We start from the raw sequence: 17,910 nt of genomic DNA, 5'->3' as shown, positions 1-17,910 counted from the left end.
AGAAATTAAGTAGTTTTTTATTTTACTTCTAGTTGGAAAGCAAAATGGAGCGTTTTTCTTTCACCGTATGTATTAGAAGCATTAATAGGGTTAATCCAAATAGGTATGTGTCAACTGTAGAATCATCTGGGAAGAGACTTATCAAAATATAAGTTGGACTCTCTGATTCCTTTAGCTCATCATCATCATAATCACCCTACTCCATCTGAAGGTAATCATATAGCTGACATCAGATTAATACCGTATGAATAGTCTATTTTATCAGGAATCAGAGTTATTTTAAAACTTTTATTTTCACCAAAAGTCATGGTAGTGTTTATAGAGCAAGGTTCAATACGAAAAATAACACCATCAATTTCTTTTTGACAATTCAGTTCCCCACAGGACTTTGTTGTTATTCTTCCAGGACATGCATTTACATTGGATGTGGTTAATCATGTAGCATTATCAATACACTGTACTTCCCTAGACTGTATGTTATCGGCACATATTCACCATGGATCTACTATATTTGAGGTATAATTTGTACAATTTTTAGAGTCAGTAACAATTTTCCCATCACTACATATCGAACAACTTCTTTTTGAAATTGGCTTAGTAGATCCTTGACATAAGAATTCTTCTACGTTCATTCCAAGGGAATCCCTGCAAAGAATGCTTCTTTCCTGTTGTTCTTTCCAACACGCTGACCAATCAGCAATACCCCAATAATATTGATTATTAGTGGTTGAAACATTACTGTGAGCAGTACACGATGCTATTGCGCCGTTATCAGCTATGCATTCCCATATCCAAACTTTATTTAGAACTACTTTAGACGGATTTCATGAAGCGCAAAGATTAGTAGTTGGCTTTGAGGAGTATGTAGAATTTATAGCAATTCAACATTGTGGTAGAATAGCATCATTTATTGTAATATATTGAGAGGATACAATATTTTTTGCAAACCCAAACACTTCGGCACGAAGAGCGAGACGGTTTGGATAAAAATAGACCGGAATCGCAGGAGTATTTGATGCCATGTATTTTTCTCCAGGCATAGGAATTTCAGAATCATGAATTTTCTGAAAAAGATCCTTTTGCCACGAAACAGCATCCTTATCTAATATTTGAAATCCTCCTAATTCCCGAAAAGGTACTATTCAAGAAGCGTTATAAATCATAGAAAATGCCTCTGCTCGTGTAATACTTTTCCCAGGATTGGCATATTTATTACTTTTTGTAATAATTCCATTATCAGCAGCCAGTTCTACTGCTCGACATACCCAATCATTTTTTGTTGCATCAGCGAAGTATTTCTTGCACGTAGTATTCGTCGGTGTAGTGATTCATTTTATTTTCAATGCCATAGCGATTACTTCTTGTCGAAGTATTTTATCATCTAATCGATATTTGGAAGCTGTAGTTTGCTTTGTGATGATACCTTGATCAGCGAGATAATTGGCGATGGAAGTATCTTCACTCGTGTAAGCAAAGGTTGTTCAAATACAAAATACAAAGGACAAAATACAAAATAGAAGTGGTTTTTTCATTGGAGAAATTATAGATTATTTAGATGACGACATCACCGATTCGGATAAAGACGCCATCAGAATACTGATACTTTTTCAGTCGTGATTTACCGAGAGTACTATCATACGACTCGAGGAAGAGGGAGCTTCCTTCTAGACGGAGCCCCTTTGAGGTATATTCTTCCATGCTTGGATTATTGCTGCCAGCGGCACGAGCATCATCAGAGAGATCGATTTTTTTTGCAGGGTCATAGAATTGGACATCTTTTACTCAGAAATTACCGTATTCAAAAATCTTAACACGGTAAAAATCTGGGCTTTCATAGGCGTAGAGAGCGCCAAATCGTGTCGTACCAACAGAGAAGAATTGGAGTTTCTTCTGAGTAAGAAGTGTTTCTTTGGTAGAAGTCAGGAAATCCCAAGAAAAAGGTTTTGAAGTACGGACCCCAGCATTCATCACACCTGCGTATCTGACTTCCCCAGAGACGAGAGCATCAGAATACTGCACGGTGTAGGTACCAGCAGAATTAGATTTCCCTGTAGTTTTATTTGGGACGCTGGTGACATCATCGGTTGAGAAGATAATTGGCTGTCGTGCAGTCGTTTCGCAGGTTCCGTATTTTTTTTGGTAGGAGAGAAAGTATTCACCAAACGCAAAGACTCCTGCTCGTGTGGTATCGGTATTTGGCTCATTGGATTGTGTTTTTTGTGCTTCTGTCATAGTGAGAGTGCTATCCATCGCGGAGAGTCCGATATCTTTGGTTCCAAAAGAAAGTGTTTCCCAGAGAGCTTTTTGCCAAGTAGTTTTATTGCTATGTTGGTCGACGAGTTCAGGGAATGCTTCCTCTAAAAAAGCATATTCTTTTGCCGTGAGTTTTGGCAAACAGACGACACCACTGAGCATCGCAAGAGCTTCGGCTCGTGTGACAAAATCTTTTGGACGGAATGTCGCATTTCATCGACTCACAATCCCATTATCAGCCGCGAGTTCTACGGCTCAGCATACCCAATCATTACCCGTCACATCAGAAAAATATTTCTTACAGACATACTCGCTCGGTATCGTAATTCACTTTATCTTGAGTGCGATACCCACCATCTCTTGTCGAATAATTTTATCATCAAATCGATACTGAATGGGGGCATCCGAATGATCCATAATGATATGTTCACCTGCCAAATAATTTGCATTATTTTCATCTGCAACTGTATAAGCAAGAACGATTCCAAAAGAAGAGAGAAGAAAGAAGAGAGAAGAAATAAGGAAGGTTTTTCGCATATAAGAAAGGGTAAAGAAATAAAATGGGGATATAGAAGACAGATTATCGCCGTTTCATAATATTGGTAATAGCGACATGATTACCGATGACTTCTTGCTCTGTGACAGCTATCAGTTTTTCAGGATCATCCATCATGTTGATGACATCTGGTCGGAGATTCATCTGATATCTGGAGGCATGTTTTGTTTCGGATATGTGAGAGACATCGATCTCAGAGAGTTTGTCGATATAGCCAAAGATATCAGAAAGCTGTGATTGGTAGAGGATTACTTCCTCTTCTGTGAGGTGAAGACGACTCAGTTTTGCCACATGTCGTACTTGGTCTTGCGTTGGAATCATAAATTGGTATTATAGTGGGACTAAAGTATTGTATTTATTTTTGACCGCTATACAAGGTATGAATGCACAAAATAATGAAACTTCTTCCAAAGAGATATTGCCATCGTCTCAAAATGTATGACAAGTGCCTTCTGTGCCAGCACCAACACATACAGGAATATTTGATTCGATAGCACACTTATTTCATAAAAATCATCTTGGCATAACACCAGTATTGCAGGTGCCTGAAAAAATCGAAGTACCACTCGCTCCGCCAGTATCAGAAACGCTCGCAAATCCCTCGGTAGAGACTTCAGCCACCCCGCCAACGACTGATGAGCGTTTTGCACGACTCCTCGCAGAGGATTCTGTCTATCAATCTATGATTCGTAGCCAAGATGTCAAAAATATTCGGCTCCAACTTTCAATGCGATATATGCTTTTGATACTGGCGATTTTTGTCGTGATAGCATGGGTGGTGAACAATAGGGTGATTATGTTTTGATTTTATGATTTCCCGATACTTTCCCGTATTCGAGATGCCCTCTTTGGTGTATTGACGGGATTATTGAGCTTGACAGTATGGTTTGGTGGCCCTGCTTGGTTTCATAATAAGATTGTCGTATCTATATTCCGTTGCCTCGCCGTAGCATTATTTATAGTTGTCATTGCGAGTATCTATGTACCTTTTTGGAGATAAGAGATGCTCGTGAATCTGATTTTTTGATTGCATTTTTTGATAAGTAGCATATGCTATTCTTATCTTTTTTGTAATACTTTGCTATGAAAATGCGAACGAGAGTGCTCTTTTGGGGGATATGCTTGCTGATATTGACAGGTTGTGGAGCGAGCACGGATGCTGTGGTGCTCGACGAGAGCTGATTGGCACAATACTCATGAATCGGCTTTACAGTAAAGCTTCCGGCATCTTGGGAAAAGGTGGATGTCACAAAAGTTTCTGCACCGATTCGATGAAAATTTGAACTTGCGATGCGATCGTTCGTGAATAAGCGATGATTTATGAATAACATCGTCGTTCTCTCAGATACTCTGATGACAGATGCTTCTTCAGGAGAATATGCTCGCCAGAGTATGCTCTGGGCATCTCGTGAATATCTTTCTACCACGATTGTGAGTGATGAAGCGCTCAAATTCGATGATGGTACGACGAGCCAGCTCGGTATATTTCATGCAAAGTATAATGAAGTCACTGAAGAGCATCTCTTCTTCCAAACTGCGAAAGTATGTCGAAAAACAGTCTATCTCATCACAATCGGATTAGCGAATGATACTGATCCAACGACCTACGATCAGTATAGAAACATACTTGCGAGCTTTACTTGCTCCGTAAAAGAATAATCAATTTTCGAAGAGATAAAACAGTCATAGTAATAGTCATAGGAAGGAAGATGTTCTTACAAATACAAAATACAAAGAGCACAATACAAAATGAAGGATTATTGGTTCGGACAACCAACTAAACTAACTCAACTCATTAAACCTATAAAACGTATTAAACTCATTAAACCTCACCTATGAAACTCCTCAACATCACTGCCTGATATCAGAAAAAACCAGTTATTAAACATTTCACGTTTAATATCAATCCAGGTGATTGGATTTTTTTGACTGGTCCTTCAGGGAGTGGAAAGTCGACATTTTTGCAAATACTTTTCGGGAATCTCCCACCACTGCACGGGTCAGTGATAGATGACACTCTTCGAGATATCTACCAGCTCAGTCCTTCTCATCTACGAGCGTATCGACGAACGTGCGGAATGATATTTCAGGATCATAAACTGATAGAATATAAGACCGTTGCAGAAAATATCGCGTATGCCATGGAGATGTGCTCGTATGGTACAACTCTGATCAAGAAGCGAGTGCCTGAACTCCTTCATTATGTCGGATTGACGCATAAAAAAGACTCCTTCCCTAAGCAGCTTTCTGGATGAGAAGCACAAAGAGTAGCGATCGCACGAGCACTGATTCACAGTCCCAAAATGATTCTGGCAGATGAGCCAACAGGGAATCTCGATTACGCAAATACAGTGAAGATCATAGAGCTCCTCAAAACTATCCATGCACAAGGAACGACAATTATTTTTGCAACCCATGATCTTGCCCTCATTAAGCTGGTTTCTGGTGCGAAGGTATTGGATATTAAGGCGTTAGGGTAAATTATTGAATGATTTCATTGTGCTTTATAAATCCTATTTTGGCTGCTTGCTTCTCCTTGAGACTGCTATCTAAGAGATTCATGGGAAACAACAATATTTTGGTAATGTGCTAATATAGAATGCAAGGGATTTTTATAACTTATCTCTTTTGAAGATGTTTGGTGCAGATAGTATTTGACGAATTTTTTCAGGTAATTCATCCATTGTAATACTTGTTGTTAATGCTGTTCATGCTGTACTGTGAATCACTACTCATCGCTCTTGAGTAACTAAGGCATGTTGAGGTCAATGGATGTACGTACATCCATTTTCTGCTACACATACATCACCGATTGTTGGCAATCCTATAATCGGGATACCTTGTCCAAATACATTACCGCATATATCCTGTAATAAAGTCATACTTGTTAAGTATCAATCTCATTGCGATCTAGTCCAAATTCTTCATCAAAATAATCCCATATCTTCTGCTTTCAAACCGTTATTCCTCCACTCTCCTAATATATGAGATATCTCTAATCTACTTCTCACGATATTTGTCGTACAATGATTTATTCTTTCGGGACAATATGAACTTATGATATTACCAGGTAGAATATGTCCTAGATAATTTCAATCTTCTCAATTTCACACAATACCTAAACAATACCAGTATCATCTTGAATATTGTGGACTTTGTCGAATTTGAGGAGTTGAGAAATATGTGCTTTCTCCTAAACACTGTATTCACGGAGTAGGTAGAATACTTGAGACATTAATAAAATTTGGAGGAATATTACCCCAATCTATACCAACTAATGCCTCACTAGTATTCAATTTCATAATATATATTATTTTATTTATATTTAATTGTCAATATCTTCTTCTTTTTTTGTGAAAATACAAAAGTTCCTATAATTAGGTATAACTGCACCCTATGACTCTCTTCCTCGGCATTCTTCTTGCCTTATTTGTATTTTTTATAGTAGTCTTTCTCCATGAAATGGGGCATTTTCTGATAGCACGATGGAGCGGTGTCAAAGTGCTCGAATTTGGCATCGGTATTCCGCCTCGTCTGAAGCGGATATTTCGTGATAAAAAAGGGACAGAATGGACATTCAACTGGTTTCCAATTGGTGGATTCGTTCGTCTCAAAGGGGAAGATAGTACCAGTCTCGAAAGTAAAGCAAAAGATGCAGTTCCGATGGCGAAGTGGTGGAAACAAGTCTTGATTTTGCTGGCAGGAGTGACGATGAACTTTCTTTTAGCAGGCGTGATATTTGGCATGCTTTTTTCTCTCGGTACATCGCCAATTCATGTCCAGATTCGCGAATTTGAACCACATTCACTTATCTCTCGATTGGATCACGGGACTCAGCTGATTCCTATTTTTGATACTGTTGCACAGGCGGAGATAGCGGGTGTTCTCGAGAGAAAGCCATGAGTACTGATTGATCCTGTTACCGGAAGTATTGCAGAAAAATGAGGTATACATGCAGGAGACATCCTCCTCTCAGTGAATGGTGAAATCATCCAAACTCCGGAGGACGTTTTACGTATTCTCGGAACGGGGAGGTGACAATATATATTCTCACTCCTTCGTGATGCATTGCCTGTCGAGGTTATGCTGACTCCCGTAGCTGGTAAAGTAGGCGTTTTTGTGACACCAAATATTCGTCTTGTAGAATACCAGTACAAATCCCTTCCCGAGGCGCTCTATCGCGGTATGCTCGAAGTATATCATCAGATTGGATTTTCATTTCGGACTTTTGGTGCCATTATTGTCACCAGCTTTTCTGATACTGCTACCCAGGCAGAGAAAAAGGAAGCCACGGATGGTATCGGAGGACCGGTTGCCATCGGGAAAGTATTTGTTGATATGGTACGAAATGGAGTTGATGTGCGAGCAGTACTTGTGATGATCGCGATGATCTCTCTGAGTCTCTGAGTCTTTAATCTCCTCCCATTACCAGCACTTGATGGAGGTCGTTGCCTGCTGGTTCTCGTCAATCAGGGTATACATTGCATAGCGCCGAGATTCAAGATATCTCCTCGTATTGAACAGATAATTCATTCCCTTGGTTTTATACTCTTGATAATAGCGAGCGTACTGGTAACCTGGAAGGATATATTTACTCGTTAGTGACAGTGATAGTCATAGAAAAAGGAAGGAATTTGTATTTTTCACTGTATTTTAAAAACAAAAATCAACCCTATGACTGTTACTATGACTTTTACCTTTTAATATAAAATCTTATGAAACTCTTCTCCTGGAATGTGAACTGAATACGAGCTGTTATGAAAAAAGATTTTGTTGGCATTCTTCAAAAACTCGATGCTGATATTATTGGATTACAGGAAATTAAGGCAAAACCAGAGCAGATCATCGCAGAAACAGATATTATTCAATCTCTTGGGTATGAGTGCATCTTTAACTCTGCAGAACGACCTGGTTATTCGGGAACCGCTGTTTTTACGCGGATTCCCCCCATGGCTGTGATGAATCGTATTGGCACTGAAGCGGATAATGAAGGCCGGACACTTGCTCTCGAATTTCCTGATTTCTATTATATCACGACCTATGTTCCCAATGCAAAAGATGATCTTTCACGGCTTCCATATCGTCAGGAGTGGGACAAGGCAATGTGCTCATTTGTAAAGAAACTTCAAACGCATAAACCAGTAATTCTCTGTGGAGACCTCAATGTAGCCCATCAACCAATTGATCTGAAAAATCCAAAACAAAATGAAGGCATGCATGGTTTTACGCATGAAGAACGGCACGGCTTTGATAAATTCCTCGATGCAGGACTTGTCGATATATTCCGCGAGCAACATCCTGGAGAAGAGGGGCTCTATACGTGGTGGTCCAATTTCTGAAATGCACGAGCCAATAATTCTGGTTGGAGAATCGATTATTTTCTCGCATCTCAGAATATCACTCATCGTATTCAGAATGCTACTATTCATCCAGATGTGATGGGGTCAGATCATTGTCCAGTGGGGATGGTTATAGAATAGTTGACATCATTTATTTTTAACGATAATGGTATATATAATATAATTATCTATGGTACCAGAAATTCTCACACCACCTGTTCATGACCCTATTAGGAATATACCCACAATAAGTGTTTCCGATAGAATCGCGACAACACTTGATATTCATCCAGTTACGCTGAGAGCACTATCTATCCATGGTAGAGGATATATACCGAGAACTTCCTCTATTAGTCTTTCAGCATGGCATAAACCAGGCATATATCAAGATTTTTTAATAAGTAATTTGCCTCCAGAGATGTATGAGATGGTACTTGAAAGATTTGCAAAAGTTTTTTGATGTTCAGTTGAAGAATTAAAAAGAATAAGTAATATCCATTACAATGCAGGAAGATGATATAATAAGCTGAGCGATACCCCAAACTTACCTTTTCAGGTAGCAAAAAAACCGAATAATTATATAACTGGTGTGGGTAATACAGATTGAAATCTGTGGGTCTGCTCAGAATAATAGAAAATTTGTTTAAGGATATTTTTCCTTTTTCAGAGAATTATCTATAATTCTCATATTATTTGTTTGTAATAATTTATATGCTCTCCCTCTCCTTTATTCGTGAAAATCTTGATATCGTCCGTGCAGCCATCAAAAATAAATCTGTCAAAGTAGATTTTGATGCATTTCTTGCACTTGATGATAAGAGGAAACCCCTCCAACAACAGGTAGAATCACTTCGTGCTCGTCGCAATGAGCTCTCGGCTTCGCTCAAAATCCCCCCTACCCCCCTTTCTCAAGGGGGCACTAATAAGCCAGACCCAGCAATAATCGAAGAAGCAAAGAAGCTCAAAGAAGAACTTCAAATCCTTGAAAAAGAGTATGAGGTTCTTGAATCTGAGCATCTTGCACTCCTCAAAAAAATCCCCAATATTCCCACACCAGACACGCCAATTGGGCACTCTGAAGAAGACAATGTCGTCGTGAAAGAATGGGGGAAAATACCAAAATTTTCTTTTACACCACGCAATCATGCTGAAATAGCAGCACTTCACGGATGGATAGATAAGGAACGAGCTGGCAATGTCGCTGGTTCACGATTTGCGTACCTCCTGGGCGATATGGTACTCCTTCAATTTGCACTGATTCAATGGGTGATGAGTGTGCTAACAAATGAAGAAATACTGAAGAAAGTGATTGCCAATGCTGGTCTTAAGATTTCCAGTAAACCTTTTACCCCAGTGCTTCCGCCCTATATGATTCGCACTGAGCCGTATGATGCGATGGATCGTCTCGAACCACGAGAAGAGCGTTACAAGATTGAATGACAAGATCTCTGGCTTCAGGGAAGTGCTGAACACGTACTTGGCTCGATGTATATCGGAGAAATCTTTGAAGAAAAACAACTCCCCGTCCGCTATATCGGGTATGCAACCTCATTTCGCGGCGAAGCAGGAACGTACGGCAAGGATATGGAAGGCATTATCCGTATGCATCAATTTGATAAACTCGAGATGGAGAGCTTTACTACCGCCGAGACAGCGCATGAGGAACATCTTTTCCTTTCCGCTATCCAGGAATATATGATGCAAGAACTGGGCATTCCCTATCGTAAACTGCAAAAATGCACCTTTGATATCGGAAAGCCAAATGCCAAGGGGGCTGATCTAGAAGCATGGCTCCCAGGACAAGGGAAATATCGAGAAACCCATACCGCGGACTATATGTCTGATTATCAAGCTCGTCGACTCCAAACCCGTGTTCGACGAGAAAATGGTGAACTTGAGCTGATTCATACCAATGACGCAACGGCTTTCGCTTGCGGTCGAGCGATGGTAGCAATCCTAGAAAACTTCCAACAAAAAGATGGATCTGTCGTTATTCCAGCAGTGTTGGTACCATTTTTAGGGAAAACACAGATTTAGTTGACATAGATAAAAAATCAGTATCATACATAAAATATTTTTTATGAAACTACCACATTTTCTTCTTGCTGCGACAGCGGCAGCAACGCTTGCTTCGTGTAAACCTCATGAAGAAGCAGTATCGCATACACAAGGCATTACCGCTGCACAAGTGGCTGATACTATGACTCTCACAGAGGAGGACGTTGGACATTCTCCAGCGACCGATCGAATACAGTTTCTCCGTGATAATCCAGATATTCACGCACTCTATAAACGGCTTGATGAAGGTCCCAATACCACTACTTACTTTAATATACTTTGCGCCACCTATGAAAAGAGCGGTATGGAGGAGGATCTGGCGAATCGTATGGCAGATGTCGTATCGCATTTGTGGACGCTTGGAGATCTTATCAGAACAGAAGATATAACTCCCGATGAGCTACGTACAGCGCTTGAATACACTCTCGTTTTTTCTGGTATTCATGAAGCACAAACCCCACCAATATATACGGTTTTAGAATGAAAAACATGAGAATTTTTTGCCTCCAATCAACCCATAGAAGCGACTACATCTGGAGAATGTCTTACGCTTATTCGTGGTGACCATACCCTCACCTTTACCGTTGGACATTCCGAAGATGGAAAATAGTTGCATTTAAGAAGAAAATAGTATATACTCAGAGGGTATAACTTGTTTTATGAAACTTTCATCTACTTTACGAGCCGCTCTTCTGTCGGGCACTATTGCTTTTACGGGTACTGCCTGTCAGCCCACACAAGATAAACACAATAAGGAAGTCAGTCGTATTCTTGACTCCGTTCATCCGACTGAAGATGCTATACTGCGTGCTCGCGAATACTATCAATCTCGAGAAAATCTAGAAAATCTGTCTGATGCAGAATTTACTAGTCTGATTTTTGGAAATGCCAAGATGACTGTTTTAGCGAGAAGGATGCAAGACCACACCATATCTATCGCAGATTTTCTCATGATTCTCAAGTCAGAAGACCAAATCATTACAGACAAGAATACGAAACTCAAAATCTCTACAACCTTTTGAACAGAGATAGGATCTTTAATCTGTCATTGAGATGAATTGGTGGTATTCACAGACCAGCGTTCTCCTAACAAAATTCTTCGCAACTTTTCTACTGCAGTTACAATGGATGGTGGGGAACTGAAAGTGTCATTTTCAGGAACAGAATTCGAATCAAAAGCCCATCAAAATAAATACCAAGTAGATGCCACAACAGCTGGAACCGAAGTGTGACCAGCGACATATTCCATTTCCGCTAGACTTGTCCTCGCACATTAATCTTATGCCAGAAATTCTCCCAACACCACCTGTAACAAATATCCGAAAATGGATTTTTGTTAGTATCGTATGTGGTATTATTTTCATTATTTTTGCCCTGATAGTTTTTATGTCTGGATCGGGCAAGACGGCTGCTGGAAAAGGTTTTAATCCTGTAAGTAAAGAGGTATCCATATGGACTTTTGGAATGGATTCAAAAACATTGACGGCTCTGAATGCATGATTTAACACCTATCTTGGTCGAAGTGATATGAAGCTGGATGTGAGAAATTTTGCCTCCTATGATGATTATATCGATATATTACCGAGAGTGATCAATGCCGGACAGTCGCCAGACATTATCATGGTTCCCAATCATGGGGGCTATCGATTCTTTGATCAATATATCAATTCATTGGGATGAAATATGGTTGATTTTGCAGATTTTGAAACTCGTTTTCACAAGCTCTTTTTTGAAGAACTTATCTTTTCTGAAAAGGAAAAAGTGGATGGCAAAGATTTGATCGTGCAGGGGTTACGAGGAGTACCGTTTGGATTTGAACCAATGGGTATTTATTATAATCGTGAATTGGTTTCCCAAGTTCCGACACAATGGGATACGTTTTCTGAAATTTTGAAAAAAACAGAAACACCATCCAGTATGTCTCCCGTGAATTTGGGCCAAGATGCTCTTTCTCCAGTTTCTCCGACAACGAAATCTCCTGAGGAGGCGGAGGTACCTGCTTTTACGAATATGGGATATGGTCGTGAGACACCAGCAAGTGCTGATATTGTAGCCCTTCTGATAGCACAAAAAAAATGAGCACAAAATAATTATACGAGCGTCAATTCTATCGATTCTCGTGCTGTTATAGAGTATTATCTCGGCTTTCGTCGTGTACCAAACAATCTGAATCGATTTCAGTCACAATTTGCAGAGACTCTGACAACGACCGATCTCTTTGTTCGAGGCAAGATAGCGACACTAATCGGTTACCCGAGTACGTATCAGGATATCAAGATCGCTCTGCAGCGTGCAAAACAGGATGGAGAACTTTCTCCGACATTTCTCAAAAATTTGCGTATTGCTACAATCCCTCAGGAAGAAATCGAACCGAAGAAGCAGACAAATCTCGCAAAATATACGTATTTCGCACTGACAAAAGATGGTAAAAATCGAGATAAAAAAGACGGAAAGAATGACCCAGCAATTAAATTTGTTCAATTCCTCCTCACAAAAGAAGCTCAAAATATTTTTCTCAAAAATATCACTTATTCACTTCCTGCCCAGACGATCGATTTAACTGAAAATAAAGATCTCAAGATAAATCCTGCAGATACTGATTTTAATATGACTATTAATGATTGGTATGTCCCTACACAGACTTTTGTACTCTATGATATGGGGATACCTCATCTCTTTCGAGCAATCCTCAAGCAAGCAATGGGGGAGCCAGGCACAACAGCAACGACTGTTTCTGGAGAAATCTCTGCATATCTCACATGCAAGATAGGACAACTCACTGATCCTGCTACCTATTCGAATGCATGTCTCTGTCGCACGACACTTCCTATCAATCGCAATAATTACTGGCCTCTGTGTGGGCAGGAGTAAAAATCAAGTTTATTTGGTTTAGTTTGTTTTATAGGTTATCCGAACCAAAAATTCCCTCCTATGACTATCACTATGTCTATGACTTTGTTTTTCAAGTAATAACTTTATTTACAACAATATCCCACTCGTCCTGTGGTAACTCAGGAAATATCTGGCAATCAAAACACACACCGATGGTATAAAAATTCGGATACTCTTTAAGAAATCTATCATACCAACCACCTCCGCGACCAATACGTTTTCCAGAAAGGGTAAACGCTCTTCAGGGGGCAAGAATAACACTTGAGGAAGATGTCACTTCAATATCACTCTTTGTACTTTTGTCGCCAAAAGTACCAAAAGCGTTCAGAGGACAAAAACTCGCTATAGTCTCATTTCATCATCAAGTCTTTTTTCATCCCGCTCAAACAGTTTGTCCTCCGAAACCTCATTTCTGTTTTGCAGAGTTAGGAACAAAAACTTGTTTTTTTTGAGCAAGAGCCCATTTTATCAAAGTATCCAGACAAACTTCATCACTCAAGGATTGATACGCATACACACGAGAAGCATTCTGAATCTCCCGTAATCAAATAAGCTGTAGACAGATATTTTTTGAACCCTCATTTTTCTCCTCCTCACTGAGAAGTGAGACTCTTCGTTTCACTTCAGCACGAACAGTGCTTTTATCTGAGATAGGTGGTTTTATTTTGTTCATGTTCGGCATCGGTAGCAGCGGTATGGAGAATTCATTGCATATCATGGAGATAGAAGAGGGCAGTGCCGTCAGCGGTTGCATTGAGTGTCGCAAAGAAAGTATCGCTTGTCACTCCTGCAATCGGTGTCGGAGGAAGGCCGACGATATTTCTCGTATCGTATCGGTAATTTTTTGCTTGTCGTACTTCCCGTGAATTACTGTAATATTTATTGACAAACTTTTGGCACTCTCATCCTGGAATCAGCTCTTCATAACATACTGAGACATCTGCTCCGAGCTTCATCCCTTCTCGGAGGCGTTTCTTCAAAATACCAGCTACTACTGGGACATTGGAAGCGCTTTTTTCCTCTTCCTGGACGATAGAGGCGAGTGTGAGGACATCATAGAAAGCGTCCAACGGCTTCCCAGTTTCGAGAAATGGCTGATAGATTCGTCGATTAAAATTTTGAAGCATTTTCCCCACAACATCCTCTACAGAAGCACTGCCTGTGATACGATAGGTATCCGGCATCAGAAATCCTTCAAGCGATGTTTTTCCGGCAAGAAATGGGTATTTTGGAGTAAATGTTGTGATAAGTGTTTGCTCTTCTATAAGGAGATCACCGATGACTCATTGTTCTTTCATTTTAGATGCTATCTCACCTTTGTGCCAACCAGGAAGCAGCATAATATCGTCTTCTGTTGGAACAGGATTTTTGAGTGCTTCAAAGAGCTCACCAATCGTTGTGACTGATTCATCGATCTTATAGGTTCCTTGTTTTAAACTCAATTCAGGCCCAAAAAGTCCATACCACAGACGATAACGGGTATGAGAGACAGGAAACTCGAGGATAGTATCTAGCTGACTGGCACTCGCACCAGCAGGAAGAGTGACTTTTTGGTATGCCTTGATACCGACACTGCCCGTCCATATAATCCAGAGAAATCCATAGATAACGAGGATAATGAGAGTCGTGATAAGCTTGACTCAGAGTGAAATTTTTGTCTTTTTTTGTGCGAGAGCTCGGCGAGTATACATGGTGAAATGATTAAGTCCCCATATTATAGAGTGAGAGGGTAAAAAGCAAGCTCGTGATAGTGTATATTCTCAGATAATGTAAAACTATTTATCTTGTGCAAACATATCTACTTGTCGAAAGGCGCTGACTTCATGGAGTGTTCGAAGAAAAAATGTTTTATTTGATTCTCATCTGCGACGTTTGATGGGGGGCAATAGAAGCCATAAATCTCGGAGAGCTCAAAATGCTTCAGCTAACTCTTTAGATGAAGGGATATGCATACATGGTCGTACACATCTATCTCGAAGAGCAAAAATAATTTTCCTAGCAGCTAGCTCATTTCTCATGCTCTGACGTATCTCTCTCTGTTTGAGCGTATCTTCTACACGTGCCCCAGTTGAAGGGTCGATGATAGTATGCCCGTGGCGATAGATGCGTGTTATTGAACCAAAGGTGGTCCTTTTTTCTTCAGTTTTCAGACGAGTATCAAGTAAAGACATAAATTTATAATGATATTATGAAGTATATTTATGGCATAGAAAAATCAAATGAAAAATTATGGAGTTTCTTCTTTCAGTAAAAATCATTATGATACTCACAGTTTATGAAATCTCTCTACTCTCATCTTCCGACGTGCCCTGGTGTTTATTTGATGAAAAATGCAAAAGGAAGTATTGTCTATATTGGTAAATCCAATAATCTCCGTGCCCGTGTTCGGTCGTATTTTGTGCCCAATGCCTCACTGAATTTCGCAAAGAAAAAGATGATTAAATTCATTATGAAGATTGATTATATTGAGACCAAGAGTGATATCGAAGCACTGATGCTGGAGACGAATCTGATTAAAAAGAATCAACCAAAATATAATGTCCTGATGAAAGATGGAAAGAATCTTTCCTACATTACAATTACTTCCGACATAATCCCTTGCCTAGTAAAGACTCGATTCAAACCGACTACTTGAATAACGAAAAAATCCCCCTGACACTCACAAGATGGTGTATCCCCCTTTACAAAGGGGGCTGAATATTTTGGTCCATACAGTCAATATTTTGATGTGAGAAAATATGTCCGTTTTGTGCGAAAACTTTTCAGACTGTGAAATCATGAATCCTATCAAGAACTGCAGAAAACAAAAGGAATACCTTGTATTGATACGCATCTCGGTCTTTGTCCAGGGCATTGCACGTGAGATCTAGCAAAGATTCACATCTATCTCGAGAGAATCGAACAAGCGCGCGAATTCTTACGGGGGAAGCATGAAGGTATACTCGCAGACCTGCGGGAGAAGATGCAACAAGCGGCACAAAAACGGGAATTTGAACAGGCACAAGAATATAAAGGTATGATTGAGCAAATTGAGGCAACCGGGAATCGCCAAATTGTGCGAGATGTTATTGACGGAGATGCTCTCGTAGTAACAGGACTAGAAAAATATGGACAGGTATTTATTTCATTTGTGGAAGTGAAAAACAGCATGACGGTCGGAGTCTATGAATACCGACTCGAGAATCCACTGAGTGAAGATATAGAAGACCTTTTTGCTCATGCGACACTTCAATATATCGGTGAGCATGGTATTCTCTCTGAAAAAAAACAGACGATTCTTTTTACTGATATTACTCTGGAATCTTGCATAGAATTTGCTGAATTTATCGCTTCAGAAAAGGTACTCGTGAAACATCCAGTTCGAGGAGAAAAAGTTCGTTTACTTGAATTTGCCCATACCAACCTTCTTAATTTCGCGTATCGAGAGACTATGGAAGGATTTAAAAAAGCGACGCTCGGGAAAAAAGATATGATCAATCTTCTCAACATTCTTTTTTGAGAGCAAAGAGCAAAGATAAAAGAGAAGAAAGAAGGAATAAAAAATGATATTATCTTCGAATGTTTCGATATTTCCCATTCTCATGGGGGACATACGGTCGCGAGTAAATCCGTCCTTGTGAATGGGAAACCAGATTCAAAACGGTATAAAAAATATCGGATTAAGACTCTAAAAACTGGAGTAATTGACGATTTTGCTTCAATGGAAGAAATTCTTACACGACGCACGCTCGCGGCTCTTCGTGGTGAAAATCCTTGGCCTGATCTGATTATTATTGATGGAGGAAAAGGACAACTCGGGCGAGCTTTGCTCGCAATACAGAATGCAAAGAGCAAAATGCAAAATGAGAGAATTGATTCCGTCATACTCGGGCTTGACCCGAGTATCCAGGTCAAACAAACTATTCCTTACATCATCTCCCTCGCAAAGAGAGAAGAAGAAGTATTCTTACCAGGACAGTCTGGGCCAGTTCTTCTTGAAAAGGGGTCTCCCGAACTGATGCTCCTGCAAAAAATCCGTGATGAAGCACACAGATTTGCGATAAATTATAATCGTGCATCACGAGAAAAGTGATATACGAAAACCATCTTTGATGAACTGCCTGGCATCGGTCCTGTCGCTCGCCGAAAAATTCTCTCACAAATTTCTCGTGTAGAAGAACTTCAGACATGGCCACTGGAAAAAGCAGAAAAAGCATTTGGAAAGAAAACAGCACTTATATTGCAGGATCATGGGATTCTGCAGGGCTAGTATTTCTCCAGAAAAAACTATACTCTCCGTATGACTAAACCAACCCTTGAATTCTCTGCCCGATGAGTTATTTTTGATTCTCAGTGACGAGTACTGCTCATGAAACATAGAATAAATAATCCATGGACACTCCCAGGAGGGCACGTGGGGAAAGAGGAAACTTTTCAAGATGCTTTTATTCGAGAAGCATATGAAGAGCTTGGGCTGAAAATTAGTCTTATTACAGAAGAAGAGTCATCAAAAGAGAAAGGTATTACTTTGCTTCCAAGGCCTATCAGAGTGCAAGTGATAGAATATACGAATCATCGAGGTCCTGTGAGAAAATATGAAGAATTTTTCCTCGCGGAAGTTGTCTCAGGGGCACTCAAGAAACAGGATGCGGAAATTTATGACTACACTTGGAAAACGCCGGAAGAAATAGAAAAAATCCCCAAAGGGGAAATCTTTGAGAGGATTCGTGAGATTGTTCTCGAAGCGTTTGAGGATGATGGAGATGAGAGTTAAGACAACTTTTGAAAAAATAAAAAAGAAGGAATATGTAAAAATGCCCCCTTGATAAAGGG

19 protein-coding genes are annotated in these 17,910 nt (G+C 39.9%); 12 read left to right on the top strand and 7 right to left on the bottom strand.

Translation table 25 applies throughout. The annotated features are described in order from the left end of the window. Window positions 1–17: 17 nt before the first annotated feature. The 3 genes from WC753_01895 to gatC are packed head-to-tail and all read right to left on the bottom strand — an operon-like array spanning window position 18 to window position 3,130. Entirely contained in the window at window positions 18–1,532 is a 1,515-nt protein-coding gene (locus WC753_01895) for an S-layer homology domain-containing protein (GenBank protein ID MFA6080213.1), read from the bottom strand. Window positions 1,533–1,551: 19 nt separating this feature from the next. Next, on the bottom strand, window positions 1,552–2,790 hold the full coding sequence (locus WC753_01890) for an S-layer homology domain-containing protein (protein MFA6080212.1): 1,239 nt from the start codon (window positions 2,788–2,790) through the stop codon (window positions 1,552–1,554). A 43-nt stretch (window positions 2,791–2,833) separates the two neighbouring features. Beyond that, entirely contained in the window at window positions 2,834–3,130 is a 297-nt protein-coding gene (gene gatC, locus WC753_01885; GenBank protein MFA6080211.1) for an Asp-tRNA(Asn)/Glu-tRNA(Gln) amidotransferase subunit GatC, read from the bottom strand. Between the two features lie 40 nt (window positions 3,131–3,170). Between gatC and WC753_01880 the strand changes: the two genes are divergently transcribed. The 3 genes from WC753_01880 to WC753_01870 all read left to right on the top strand — a co-directional run bounded on the left by WC753_01880 (window position 3,171) and on the right by WC753_01870 (window position 5,289). Beyond that, a complete protein-coding gene (locus tag WC753_01880; protein MFA6080210.1) occupies window positions 3,171–3,809 on the top strand; it encodes a hypothetical protein in 639 nt (212 codons plus the stop codon). An 83-nt stretch (window positions 3,810–3,892) separates the two neighbouring features. Next, the gene (locus WC753_01875) at window positions 3,893–4,468 is read left to right on the top strand and encodes a hypothetical protein (GenBank protein ID MFA6080209.1); all 576 of its coding nucleotides are present in this window, start codon (window positions 3,893–3,895) and stop codon (window positions 4,466–4,468) included. Between the two features lie 176 nt (window positions 4,469–4,644). After that, window positions 4,645–5,289 carry an ATP-binding cassette domain-containing protein gene (locus WC753_01870; protein MFA6080208.1) on the top strand — a complete coding sequence of 215 codons (645 nt, stop codon included), beginning with the start codon at window positions 4,645–4,647 and terminating at the stop codon, window positions 5,287–5,289. Between the two features lie 132 nt (window positions 5,290–5,421). Here the strand turns inward: WC753_01870 and WC753_01865 are convergent, their stop codons facing one another. Next, entirely contained in the window at window positions 5,422–6,111 is a 690-nt protein-coding gene (locus WC753_01865) for a hypothetical protein (protein MFA6080207.1), read from the bottom strand. Window positions 6,112–6,205: 94 nt separating this feature from the next. On the opposite strand from WC753_01865, the gene WC753_01860 reads away from it, so the two are divergent. The 7 genes from WC753_01860 (at window position 6,206) to WC753_01830 (ending at window position 13,077) form a co-directional block, all read left to right on the top strand. Then, window positions 6,206–7,411: a site-2 protease family protein gene (locus tag WC753_01860; protein MFA6080206.1), complete on the top strand. Its 1,206-nt coding sequence runs from the start codon at window positions 6,206–6,208 to the stop codon at window positions 7,409–7,411. A gap of 113 nt (window positions 7,412–7,524) precedes the next feature. Further along, a complete protein-coding gene (locus WC753_01855) occupies window positions 7,525–8,289 on the top strand; it encodes an exodeoxyribonuclease III (protein ID MFA6080205.1) in 765 nt (254 codons plus the stop codon). A 49-nt stretch (window positions 8,290–8,338) separates the two neighbouring features. Then, entirely contained in the window at window positions 8,339–8,779 is a 441-nt protein-coding gene (locus tag WC753_01850) for a hypothetical protein (GenBank protein MFA6080204.1), read from the top strand. A gap of 80 nt (window positions 8,780–8,859) precedes the next feature. Beyond that, complete coding sequence (gene serS / locus WC753_01845) at window positions 8,860–10,185, top strand: serine--tRNA ligase (GenBank protein MFA6080203.1); 1,326 nt, start codon at window positions 8,860–8,862, stop codon at window positions 10,183–10,185. Window positions 10,186–10,228: 43 nt separating this feature from the next. Continuing rightward, a complete protein-coding gene (locus WC753_01840) occupies window positions 10,229–10,816 on the top strand; it encodes a hypothetical protein (GenBank protein ID MFA6080202.1) in 588 nt (195 codons plus the stop codon). Between the two features lie 49 nt (window positions 10,817–10,865). Then, the gene (locus tag WC753_01835) at window positions 10,866–11,483 is read left to right on the top strand and encodes a hypothetical protein (GenBank protein ID MFA6080201.1); all 618 of its coding nucleotides are present in this window, start codon (window positions 10,866–10,868) and stop codon (window positions 11,481–11,483) included. A 4-nt stretch (window positions 11,484–11,487) separates the two neighbouring features. Further along, window positions 11,488–13,077 carry an ABC transporter substrate-binding protein gene (locus WC753_01830; protein ID MFA6080200.1) on the top strand — a complete coding sequence of 530 codons (1,590 nt, stop codon included), beginning with the start codon at window positions 11,488–11,490 and terminating at the stop codon, window positions 13,075–13,077. Between the two features lie 76 nt (window positions 13,078–13,153). Here WC753_01830 and WC753_01825 read toward each other — a convergent pair whose 3' ends face one another. The 3 genes from WC753_01825 to WC753_01815 form a co-directional block, all read right to left on the bottom strand. Continuing rightward, complete coding sequence (locus WC753_01825; protein ID MFA6080199.1) at window positions 13,154–13,771, bottom strand: 5-formyltetrahydrofolate cyclo-ligase; 618 nt, start codon at window positions 13,769–13,771, stop codon at window positions 13,154–13,156. Then, window positions 13,740–14,789 carry an endolytic transglycosylase MltG gene (locus tag WC753_01820; GenBank protein ID MFA6080198.1) on the bottom strand — a complete coding sequence of 350 codons (1,050 nt, stop codon included), beginning with the start codon at window positions 14,787–14,789 and terminating at the stop codon, window positions 13,740–13,742. Before WC753_01820 ends, WC753_01825 begins: the two co-directional genes overlap by 32 nt. Window positions 14,790–14,873: 84 nt before the next feature. After that, on the bottom strand, window positions 14,874–15,269 hold the full coding sequence (locus WC753_01815) for a hypothetical protein (protein MFA6080197.1): 396 nt from the start codon (window positions 15,267–15,269) through the stop codon (window positions 14,874–14,876). Window positions 15,270–15,373: 104 nt separating this feature from the next. Between WC753_01815 and uvrC the strand changes: the two genes are divergently transcribed. After that, window positions 15,374–17,347, top strand: a complete 1,974-nt coding sequence (uvrC, locus tag WC753_01810; protein ID MFA6080196.1) for an excinuclease ABC subunit UvrC — start codon at window positions 15,374–15,376, stop codon at window positions 17,345–17,347. A 30-nt stretch (window positions 17,348–17,377) separates the two neighbouring features. Beyond that, window positions 17,378–17,851, top strand: a complete 474-nt coding sequence (locus WC753_01805) for an NUDIX hydrolase (protein MFA6080195.1) — start codon at window positions 17,378–17,380, stop codon at window positions 17,849–17,851. The last annotated feature ends 59 nt before the right edge of the window (window positions 17,852–17,910 follow it).

Source organism: Candidatus Gracilibacteria bacterium (assembly GCA_041660965.1).
Lineage (GTDB): Bacteria > Patescibacteriota > Gracilibacteria > BD1-5 > JAGOOR01 > JAGOOR01.
Note: the sequence above shows the minus strand (reverse complement) of the source record. Positions and strands in the feature narration are given on the sequence as shown.